Below are 11224 nucleotides of genomic sequence, written 5' to 3'. Positions count from 1 at the left end.
GTTTAGAAACGTTTTATGCAGCGTTATTGATTTCGACAATAGAACAACTATTATCTTCAATCAATGCCTTGCCTAAAGACGTTTCTAATTCCAGCTGAATCCTGCATTTTGAAGTAACACGGGTATAGAGTCATATTCAGCCTGCATTTTTATAAGTAATTATATATCGCGAGGCGAGGTGACCTAATTATATTCATGGGATTTTCTGAGTTAAAAATGGCCGGAATAAGCGCTGTTTATTAGTTAACTTCAAACCTAAAATTTCTTAATAATAATTGAACTGCTAATACCATTTTAAATAAACTTGCAATTAACTAGACGATCAGTCTATTATGTAAGTATGAATTTGCAAATAACAAAACCACGTCGCGGAAGACCGCCTAAAGTATCTCGTGAAAATCAAGATACAAAAGCTGAATTAATTCGCAGTGGCCTTGAGCAATTAACAGAAAGCGGCTTTGCTTCTTCTGGAATTGATCAGATCTTGAAAAAGGTAAAAGTACCTAAAGGCTCTTTTTATCATTACTTTGCTAGCAAAGAAGCATTTGGTCAGGCTGTTATTGAAAATTATGCTAATTATTTTGCGAATAAATTAGATGTGTGCTTATTAGATGAGTCATATCCACCTTTAACACGCATAAGTAATTTTGTGGAAGGTGCCAAAATAGGCATGATTCGACACCAGTTTAAACGAGGGTGCTTAGTGGGCAACCTTGGGCAAGAGGTAGATTTACTGCCTGAAAGCTTTAGACAACAATTAATTGATATATTCCATTGCTGGGAGCACCGCTTAGCAAACTGTCTTAAAGCTGCACAATTGCAAGGAGATATATCAAAAAAGGCAAATTGTGAACAGCTAGCCGAATGTTTTTGGATTGGCTGGGAAGGTGCAGTTAGTCGAGCAAAGCTGGTACAAGATACCAAGCCATTAGAAAATTACTTTAACCATTTTATCGCGGCTTTGCCTAGATAAAAATTTTTACTATTTATAGACGATCAGTCTAAATCAGGAGAACAACATGTTTAATGGTATTTTAATTGAAAAAGATGACCAGGGTTACCGAGCGGCTGTCAAAGATATTGATGAAAGCGTACTACCTGAAGGTGATGTTACGATTAATGTTTCGCATAGTACAATTAATTATAAAGATGCTTTAGCAATCACTGGCAAAGGCCCTGTAGTAAGAAGATTCCCTATGGTTCCGGGTATTGATTTAGTTGGTACGGTTGAGCATAGTGAAAGTGATAAATTTAAGGTTGGCGATCAAGTTCTACTGAATGGTTTTGGTGTAGGTGAAACTCACTGTGGTGGTTTGGCTCAAAAAGCACGCTTAAAAAGTGAATGGTTAATTCCTTTACCTAAAGGGTTTTCACCACGCCAAGCAATGGCTATTGGCACAGCAGGGTATACTGCGATGCTTTGTGTTATTGCTCTTGAAAAAAATGGAATAACTCCAGATAAAGGTGAAATTTTAGTAACAGGAGCTAATGGTGGTGTAGGTAGTTTTTCAATCGCAATCTTAGCAAAGCTTGGTTATAACGTTGTTGCTTCAACAGGTAGAGTAGAGCAAGCAGAATACCTTAAAAAATTAGGAGCTTCAGACGTTATTGATCGTAAAGCCTTGTCAGAGCCTGGTCGCCCATTAGCGAAAGAACGTTGGGCCGGTGCAATTGATTCTGCAGGAAGCCATACACTAGCTAATGTTTGTGCCAGTATGCAATATGGCGGCGCAGTTGCTGCTTGTGGTTTAGCGCAAGGTATGGATTTACCTGCCTCGGTTGCACCATTCATTTTACGTGGTGTTACGCTAGCAGGTATTGATAGTGTGATGCGACCTATTGCAGATCGCATTGAAGCTTGGGAGCGTCTTGCTGATATTCTTGATCCAGAAGTATTTGAAGATATTTCTACTGATATAGGGTTGAGTGAAGTAATTTCTACAGCTGAAGCGTTAATGGCAGGTACAGTTCGCGGCCGTGTGGTTGTTGATATCAACGGATAAGAAAGCCAAGTGGTCGTTAGCATATTCTACCACCGAGGGTACAGAGGCGCTTCGCTACACAGAGCCCTTCGACAAGCTCAGGATGAACGGACTGTTAATAAAACCACCGAGGGCATAGAGGCGCTTCGCTACACAGAGCCCTTCGACAAGCTCAGGATGAACGGACTGTTAATAAAACCACCGAGGGCACAGAGGCGCTTCGCTACACAGAGAAGAAATGAGCACTTTGTTTTCTCGGTGGAGGGCGTAGTCCCTCGGTGTGCTCTGTGGTGAACTTTACTACGAGTTTAATATTGGTATTCTTAAGGTCTCTCTTTTAAGTAAACGTTCTGCAACTTCAGCCGTTACTTGATAAAATTCATTCACATATTCTTGTGCGTTTAAATACGTTTTTATTTGGCTCTTTACTTTACACGGATTTTTACATTGTAGAGAAAAAACGAGCGTATAATCCCCAGGTGTTTTTTTTGAAAGTGTCTTCGCATAGTTTTCAGGATCTTCAGTTGTACATCCAATTCTAATTACATCAGAAAAAAAAGAATGTGTCATAACATAAACATTGCCAAGTGATACTTCACTGTTTTGAACAGATTGCGCTATGTTTTTCATATTATTAAATATCCTTATTTAGGTTTTATTGAAAATAAGGTGAAATTATACCGTATCTTATACTTAGTGTGGATAAATATTGATAATAGTCGGTTATACTACCTATACCGATTCCACTTGAAAGTGCATCTTCAAGTGGAATGGGTATATATGCTTTAAAAAACTTTAAAGCTGCGAAACAAATAATCGTCTACACAACAAATAGCTTTAGGTAATTTAATGATAAATAATGATCTTCTTCGTCGTATCAGCACCACTTTTAATTTTAATGATGAAAAAATACTCTCTGTATTTAAGCTAGGACAAGGTTTAATTACCGCAGAACAATTAGCTGATACCTTTAAAGAAAAAGATGATAGTAGCTATAAGCCATTATTAGATGTTGAATTTGCAAGTTTTTTAAATGGTCTTATTATTGAAAAAAGAGGCCCAAAAGATGGTCCTCAACGTGAAACAGAACAAGCATTGAGTAATAATATTATTTTCAATAAATTAAAAATAGCCCTAGCACTAAAAGCGGATGAGGTGATTGCTATTTTAGAATTGGCCGAGTTGAGCTTAGGTAAATATGAATTAAGTTCATTTTTTAGAAGTGTTAATCATAAGCACTATAGAGACTGTAGCGATGATGTATTATCTACCTTTTTAAAAGGCTTAAAAATTAAATTAAAAAGCTAATCTAGCTTTTTATCTACTGGTTTAACCTACTGTTTGAGACACTTAATGTCATTTTCAAAACTTGGATTATGTGATCCTATATTAAACGCGCTAACTGAACTAGCTTATAACGAACCATCGGCTATTCAAAAAAAAGCGATACCAGTTGTTTTATCAGGTAAAGATTTAATTGCTTCTGCGCAAACTGGCACAGGTAAAACGGCTAGTTTTGTTTTGCCTATATTACAGAAATTGAGTGCTGAGCATAATCAACATACTCTCCGCGGTAAACGCATTCGTGCACTTATTCTCGTGCCTACCCGTGAGTTGGCAGTGCAAGTTGAAGCGAGTATTGGCCAGTATGGTAAAAATTTAGAACTCAGCTCAATGGCGATGTATGGTGGTATTGACTCGCAGCCCCAAAAACAACGGTTAATTTGGGGTATTGATATTATCGTTGCCACCCCAGGCAGGTTATTGGATATGGCGCATCAACGGGCGCTGCACTTTGATGAACTTGAAGTGTTAGTACTTGATGAAGCGGATAGAATGCTTGATATGGGGTTTATTGAAGATATCAATAAAATTATTGAACGTTTACCTAAGCAACGTCAAAATTTGCTGTTTTCAGCCACTATTTCTGATGATGTTCGTTCTTTAGCTAGAAGAACTATTACTGATCCAGTCGAAATAACCATTGCTCAAAATAGTGCGTCGAAACCTAAAATTGAACAATGGCTGATTACGGTAGATAAAGGTAATAAATCGGCTTTGCTTAGTCATTTGATAAAAGAGCAACAATGGCAACAAGCACTTATTTTTATTGAAACCAAACACGGGGCAGCCAAGCTTGTAAGCCAGCTAGAAAAACGTGGTATCGTGGCTGAATCGATTCATGGTGGGAGAACGCAAGAGGTTCGTGAACAAATACTTAAAGACTTTAAGCTAGGTAAAATTAAGTTTTTAGTCGCAACAGGCATTGCCGCTCGTGGTCTTGATATTGGTGAGCTTGATCGCGTAGTTAATTATGATCTACCTGACAAAGTAGATGATTATATCCATCGCATTGGTAGAACAGGTCGTGCGGGTGCTAGCGGTGAGGCTATTTCTTTTGTTGCAAAAGATAACTTTAGAAACTTGTGCGCTATCGAAACGCGATTAGGTCATGTTATTAAGCGAAAAGAACTTGAAGAGTTTCCAGTGAAAAAAGTAGTACCCATCTCTATTTTAAACTTTGTTCCTAAAAATAAACGCGTTTAAAAAGAGCTGTTTTATGGTAAAATCCGCCACCGATTTTGATCACTTGATCGAAGCTATACCCATATACATTTTAAATACAGAAGTAAAAAATTATGATTATGTCCCTAATACGTTGGCCTATCGGTCGTCTTATCTTACTTATTAACTTTGTTTTTTCGCCTTCATCGCCAAAAAGAAGCTCAGCAGAGCAGGCGAAATTTGATGATAAAACTAAAAACTTAAGTTTGTATCAATTACCTAGCTGTCCTTTTTGCGTAAAAGTACGTCGTACAATGAAGCGTGAAGGCTTGAATATTGAATTGCGAAATATTAATCAGAAAAATGATTATCGTGAAGAGCTTATTAGCGAAGGTGGTAAAAGAAAAGTACCTTGTTTACGTATCGAAAAAACTGACGGTCAGGTGCAATGGCTATATGAATCAAGTGATGTTATTGCTCATTTGCAACAGTTGGCTAAAGCGGCTTAATAATTCAGTTCATTAAAATAGAATAGATTAAAATGCAATTTAGTTGAAATTATTTTTCTATTATAAGTGTCTAATACTTCAAGAAACTTCTTCAGTTTATACCTTTTAGGTATAGTTATTAGGCGCTTGTATGTTAATAAAAACCCCACAACGTTCTCAGCTTATTGAATCAGATGTTACCAACGAGTCGATTTACCATGATCGTCGTTCCTTATTAAAAAACATGGGGTTTTTAGGTGCAGGTGCGCTAATGAATGCAGCTCTCAGTAAAAATGCCAACGCTGGTTTTTTTAGTGATGAAGTCCCTAGTTTTAAAACACAACCTTTGAGTTACAAGCAAGACTCTGCTAACCAAGGTTTAGTCAAAACGCCAGAGCAAAAAGTCATATCGCACAATAATTTTTATGAGTTTGGCGCGAAAAAAGATCAACCGGTAGAACTTGCACAGGGATTTAATGTTGATCCTTGGAAGTTAACTATTTCTGGTGAATGTGATAACCCCATAACGCTTGATTATGATGATCTCACTAAGCTTTTTCCTTTAGAAGAACGTATTTATCGTTTGCGCTGCGTCGAAGCATGGTCAATGGTCGTTCCTTGGATTGGTTTCTCATTAGTAGATTTACTAAAAAAAGTTGCACCAAACTCAAGGGCTAAATATGTTGCTTTTGAAACTTTATATGATCCAAAACAAATGCCAGGACAAGCAAATAGACGCTTAGGCGGCGGCATTAAATATCCTTATGTTGAAGCTTTACGAATCGATGAAGCGATGAACCCACTCACGTTAATGAGCGTTGGTTTATACGGTAAAACTCTACCACCACAAAATGGTGCACCTATTCGTTTAGTTGTACCGTGGAAATATGGCTTTAAAAGCATAAAGTCAATTGTTGCTATTAAACTACTTGAGCATCAACCGTCTACAACGTGGAAAAACCTCGCTCCCAAAGAATACGGCTTTTATGCGAATGTAAATCCAAACCATGATCACCCAAGGTGGAGTCAAGAAAGTGAACGTCGTATTACCAGTGGGGGCTTATTTACACGTAATCGTATCGCAACGTTACCTTTTAATGGCTATGGTGAAGAAGTAGCACATTTGTATCAAGGTATGGATTTATCTAAGCATTATTAATCTATACCCGCTCCACTTGAATATGCTCGTTTCAGGAAGTCTGAGCGATTCATAATCAAGGCACATTTTTTATTAAGGGTTATTCAGGAGAATATGCTCCTGCATTCTCTAATAAGCTACATCCATGTAGCGCCCTTAAAAAGAAATGTAACGCAGAGTATGATTTGCCCAGCCTTCCCCAAAGGGCTGGTTTATAAACGTTTTATGCGGCGTTATTGATTTTGACAAGGGTATAACCATTCTCTACAATCAATGCCTCGCCTAAAGACGTTTCTAATTCCAGCTGAATCATGCATCTTCAAGTGGAACGGGTATATACAGAAGTAGTAACGTTATGACCAATAGCACACGAGTATTGATCCTAAAAATCATCATTCATTTATCGGCCTTGTTACCTTTGTTAAATTTATATTATTTAGCCTTTGCTGATGAGTTAGGTGCAGATCCTGTTGAGGTTGTCATTCACTTTACGGGAATAGGCGCTTTTAATTTATTACTCATTACTTTGAGTGTTTCGCCGCTTTCAAAAATAATGAAACAAAGTTACCTACTGCAAACTCGGCGGTTATTGGGACTATATGCTTTTACCTATGCCGTGTGTCACTTACTCAATTTTCTCGCGTTTGAAGTACAGTTTAGTGGTGTACTTTTTATTAGTGAGGTGATTAAGCGTCCTTATATAACTATTGGTATGGTTGCTTTTTTATTACTCATCGCTTTAGCAGTTACGTCCCTTGATAAGTTAAAGCGGAAAATGGGAAAATCTTGGCAAAAGTTACATAATTTTAATTATTTAATTGTTGTTTTGGTAACAATTCATTTCTATTGGTCTGTAAAGTCTGAGCTAACTTCGCCGGTATTTTATGCCGTTATTACATTCATTTTATTATTATTTCGCTATAAAAAAATAAAACGTTTGATCTCAATGATGTTTGTTTGAATTTTATTCGATAGTTGTGTCGGCACTGTTAAATTTTTTTTATAATGCGCTTGATACTTTTAAAATTAGATGAGAAATGACAGAATTAATTTGGAATGAAGGAATGAGTGTTGGCATTGATGCCATTGACGAAGATCACAAACAGATTATCGCCATATTAGCTAAATTAACGACAGCCGAACATGGTAAAACATCAGAACAAACCATTAATACAATATTCACTGAGCTAGAGCACTATGTCACTTTGCACTTTGCTAGAGAAGAAGCTTTATTAGAACAAGCTTGTTACGCTGAAATTACGGCTCATAAAGCAAGTCATCAAAAATTTATTGAGCACCTACCTACATTAAAGCAAGAATGGTTGACAAAAGATTGTGTAGCTTGTAGTGAAAAAATCATAACATTTCTACATCAATGGATTGTAAAGCATATTTTAGTTGACGACTTAGATTATGTTTCAACTGTCTATAAGTTCTCAAATTCAGCCAATAGAGAAAAGGATAAAAATCAGCATCAACCTTCTTTTATTGCAAAAATGTCACAAGCTTTATCTAAAAAAATAACACTGAGTCAACGAGTTTTTATTACGACATTATTACCCGTTATAGGGGTGTTATTTCTTAGTTTCGTCATTTTATTAAATAATAATAAAGACTATAAAAATGTATCTCTAATTTTGGGATTAAATGATGTTATAGCGCAAGTGAATGATATTAGTCATTCGCTACAAGCTGAACGAGGCATTGCTAGTGGCTTAACCAGCTCACGTTATCAAAATTTCAATGAACAATTATCTGCACGGCGTTTAATTACCGATAAAGCCATATCAAAATTTTTAGTCTTACTTTCAAGTGAATTAGCCCCATCGGTGCAAAAAAATATTCGTTTATATTTTGCAGATGTACAGAATGAGTTTACTGAATTAGTAAAACATAGAAAGAAATTAGACAATAAAACAGCCAATTTTTCAGAAACATATCAAGCTTATACTCACCTTATAGAGTTATTATTATCGGTATCTGAAAATCTAACACACGTTGAGATGACTTCTCAATTAGCGAATGACATTTCAGCTATTAGCTCAGTATTGCTTTTTAAAGAGTATATGGGACAAATAAGAGCGATAGGGATGAATGCGGTAACGGCTGAAAAGAAAGATCTATATAGTCATTTTAATATAAGTTTACTTGTCGGTAAGCAATTAAATACATTGCGTGTTTTTCATTACTCAGCAAATAAAGAGCAAAAAAGCTTATGTACATACTATTGTAATGCTCAAATACATGGGCAAGTATTACTACAGCGTTTTTCAAACATAATGAATGATTATACGCTTGAACAGCGAAGTAAACATTGGTTTGATTTAATGTCGGAAGATATTGATAAACTTAAAATAGTAACAGATGGGTTAACCGCAAGCTTTGAGAGAAAAGTACAATTAGAAATTCAACAGTTAGAACAAAATAACTATTTGATTATAGCTTTACTTAGCCTTTTCTTAGTGATCGCAATGTTATTTTCGCTGGTATTAAACCACAGTATTATTAATCCTATTAGGCAAATAACTAAGGCATTGAATAATATGGCTCAAGGCCATAAAAATATACAATTTAAGGAGTCTCTTGGCGCTGATGATATTGGCGCAATGCAATTGGCTTATGAAAAATTACGCCGAAAGTTATTACAAGTCGATATATTTCAAGCCATTGTTAATCGCCAGAAAAATGAAATTGAGTATAGAAAATCTCAACAAACGCATTTTGAAACATTAGCTTTTACTGATGCATTAACGGGAGCGGTAAACCGTCATCAGTTTAATAAAGTCTTAGCGGAAGAAATCACACGGTCTGATCACGACCAATTACCTTTATCTATAATGTTGTTAGATATAGATCACTTTAAGCAAGTGAATGATAATTTTGGTCATGGTGTAGGTGATGAAGTGTTAATTATGTTTTATCGTGCATGTAAAGTGGCAGTTCGAGAAAGTGATGTTGTGGCACGCATTGGTGGTGAAGAGTTTGTTATTATATTACCAAAAACTAACGCAAAAAACGCTTACCATTTTGCAGAGCGTTTACGAGAAAAAATCCAACAGCTTGAGGTAATAATTGATAAACATAAAATTGAATTAACGGTCAGTATTGGCGTTAGTCAATGGAGGAAAGACTCTTTTTCCTCATCAGAAGAATTTGTCGAAAATGCCGATAAGTTACTCTATCAGGCTAAAGATAGTGGAAGAAATCGAGTGGTGGTTTAATAATCATTTCTCAAAAGCTGATTGAAAAGCACTTTATGCGGTGTTTGATGAATTTGAAATAGAATAACAAAACTCTTTAAAAACATACCTTGCCAAAGGCGTTTTAACTTTAGCATAATCCCACATATTCAAGTGAAACGGGCATATATTATTGGTGAAAAAGGTGAATTAGCCTTTAAGGATGTTGAAAAAACATCGTTGGATTATGATTCTTTTGGTGGTTACTTGTTTTTTGATTATGATAATTTAAACAGTATGAATTTCCCTACCCAAGGAAATAAGTTTTCTTTTAATGTTTTTTGGCGAAATGAGAATTATCAAGAATTTGAGGGGATTGCGCCAAACGATACCTCGATTGAAGCGACGTTTGATTGGCGTGGCGCGTTAAGTTTTAAAAGCCATGCCTTTGTTGGCATCGCTTTATTTGCAACAGTGGACAATAAAACTGATTTTTCTGTTCATGTGACTGAACTTGGTGGGTTTTTAAACTTATCAGGCTATCCAAAAGATGCATTGATAGGTTCTCATAAAGCCTTTGCTGCTGTGGTTTATCAATACGATTTAGGTCGAGAGTTATTTGGTGAAGCTAGTTTGCCGCTTTATCTAGGCACAAGTGCTGAAGCGGGTAATGTATGGACGTTAACAGAATCAGTAAAAGCGAGTAATATGATTACTTCAGGTAGTTTATATTTGGGAACCGATACTAGCTTTGGTCCCGCAGTTTTTGGTGTTGGTTTTGCCTCTGGTGGTAGAAGTACGGTATTTTTATCGTTTGGTAAAAGCTTTTAAGCTTTCAAACATCGATGCTTTTTTTTAGAATGTTCCTTTCAATGTAAAGTTAACAATAACGAGTAATATAATGTCCTTATTAGTGAAAAATGATTTTGGTCAGGTTCAACAAGTTAAGCTATCTTCAGATTTATCAGCATTAATCATTGAGCATAAAAACACTCAGGCTAAAGTTAGCTTGTATGGTGGACAGGTACTTAGTTGGCAACCAACAGATGAAAAAGAGGTTTTTTGGTTATCAAAAAGCTCAGATTTTGAGCAAGGGAAAGCGATTCGTGGTGGCATTCCTCTTTGTTGGCCGTGGTTTGGTGTACACCCAAATGATACTGAAAATAAAGAGGGTAATCATGGTTTTGCTCGTTGCCAATTATGGAAAATTGATAAAATTGACATTAATGAACAGGGTGTTGAAGTTAGCTTAAGTTGGCAAGGAAAAAGTATTAACGAATTGTGGCCATTCGCATGCCGATTAACGCAAGTACTATTTTTTGGTAAGTCATTCAATCAAGTATTCACCATGACAAACTTGAGTGAAAATGAGGCCTATTATACTGGCGCTTTACATAGTTATTTATCGGTTAGCGCTCCAGTAAATACGACCATAGCTGAATTAGCTAAAGCCCCTTTTGATGACAAGTTAACAGGTAAGGCTTGTACACCAGAGCCTTTAGCCACAACATTAGCAAATGGTATTGAGCCAGTAGATAGAGTTTATCATTGCAATGATGTAATGACAGTTGTTGATACTCTTTGGCAACGTACTATCGAACTTAAAACGACAAACACAAATCAGTGGGTCTTTTGGAACCCAGGAGTCAAATTAGCGAACAATATGATGGATATTCATGAAAGTGGCGAACAAGAATTTATTTGCCTAGAAGCAGCTAATACGAAAAAACAATTGCTTGGTGCAGGTAAAAGTTTGACTATGGAACAAAATATTACGGTAATACCAGTTTCATTAATTAAGTGATCTACTTTATACGTAGGAAAAACGGCTAAATACAAGGCATTTATTTTAATAACTAGTTGTTCAGGACAATGTGCTCCTGCATTGTCTAATAAGCTGCATCCATGCAGCGTTAATGATCAAATAAATAA

General features: G+C 36.2%; 11 protein-coding genes. 10 read left to right on the top strand and 1 reads right to left on the bottom strand.

What is annotated here, in order from left to right; genetic code table 11:
* The first annotated feature begins 340 nt into the window (after positions 1-340).
* Both acuR and acuI read left to right on the top strand, forming a co-directional pair.
* On the top strand, positions 341-973 hold the full coding sequence (acuR, locus tag DWA31_RS16800) for an acrylate utilization transcriptional regulator AcuR (protein WP_114327722.1): 633 nt from the start codon (positions 341-343) through the stop codon (positions 971-973).
* Between the two features lie 46 nt (positions 974-1019).
* Complete coding sequence (acuI, locus tag DWA31_RS16795) at positions 1020-2003, top strand: acrylyl-CoA reductase (NADPH) (protein WP_114327721.1); 984 nt, start codon at positions 1020-1022, stop codon at positions 2001-2003.
* A 279-nt stretch (positions 2004-2282) separates the two neighbouring features.
* On the opposite strand, the gene DWA31_RS16785 is transcribed toward acuI, so the two are convergent.
* On the bottom strand, positions 2283-2612 hold the full coding sequence (locus tag DWA31_RS16785; protein ID WP_114327719.1) for a GIY-YIG nuclease family protein: 330 nt from the start codon (positions 2610-2612) through the stop codon (positions 2283-2285).
* 219 nt (positions 2613-2831) lie between these two features.
* On the opposite strand from DWA31_RS16785, the gene DWA31_RS16780 reads away from it, so the two are divergent.
* From DWA31_RS16780 to DWA31_RS16740, 8 genes are all read left to right on the top strand, one after another.
* On the top strand, positions 2832-3290 hold the full coding sequence (locus DWA31_RS16780; RefSeq protein WP_114327718.1) for a YehS family protein: 459 nt from the start codon (positions 2832-2834) through the stop codon (positions 3288-3290).
* A 45-nt stretch (positions 3291-3335) separates the two neighbouring features.
* Entirely contained in the window at positions 3336-4529 is a 1194-nt protein-coding gene (locus tag DWA31_RS16775) for a DEAD/DEAH box helicase (RefSeq protein ID WP_114327717.1), read from the top strand.
* 98 nt (positions 4530-4627) lie between these two features.
* Entirely contained in the window at positions 4628-4996 is a 369-nt protein-coding gene (locus DWA31_RS16770) for a glutaredoxin family protein (protein ID WP_114327723.1), read from the top strand.
* A 130-nt stretch (positions 4997-5126) separates the two neighbouring features.
* Entirely contained in the window at positions 5127-6134 is a 1008-nt protein-coding gene (gene msrP / locus DWA31_RS16765) for a protein-methionine-sulfoxide reductase catalytic subunit MsrP (RefSeq protein ID WP_114327716.1), read from the top strand.
* A 334-nt stretch (positions 6135-6468) separates the two neighbouring features.
* Positions 6469-7074 carry a protein-methionine-sulfoxide reductase heme-binding subunit MsrQ gene (msrQ, locus tag DWA31_RS16755; RefSeq protein ID WP_114327715.1) on the top strand — a complete coding sequence of 202 codons (606 nt, stop codon included), beginning with the start codon at positions 6469-6471 and terminating at the stop codon, positions 7072-7074.
* A 76-nt stretch (positions 7075-7150) separates the two neighbouring features.
* Positions 7151-9334: a bacteriohemerythrin gene (locus DWA31_RS16750; protein ID WP_114327714.1), complete on the top strand. Its 2184-nt coding sequence runs from the start codon at positions 7151-7153 to the stop codon at positions 9332-9334.
* A gap of 132 nt (positions 9335-9466) precedes the next feature.
* A complete protein-coding gene (locus tag DWA31_RS16745; protein WP_114327713.1) occupies positions 9467-10123 on the top strand; it encodes a BamA/TamA family outer membrane protein in 657 nt (218 codons plus the stop codon).
* 70 nt (positions 10124-10193) lie between these two features.
* On the top strand, positions 10194-11096 hold the full coding sequence (locus tag DWA31_RS16740) for a D-hexose-6-phosphate mutarotase (protein ID WP_114327712.1): 903 nt from the start codon (positions 10194-10196) through the stop codon (positions 11094-11096).
* Positions 11097-11224 lie beyond the last annotated feature (128 nt).

The sequence above is a fragment of the Candidatus Colwellia aromaticivorans genome (assembly GCF_003333305.1).
Classification (GTDB): Bacteria; Pseudomonadota; Gammaproteobacteria; order Enterobacterales; family Alteromonadaceae; genus Colwellia; species Colwellia aromaticivorans.
This window is presented reverse-complemented; position numbering and strand designations above follow the sequence as displayed.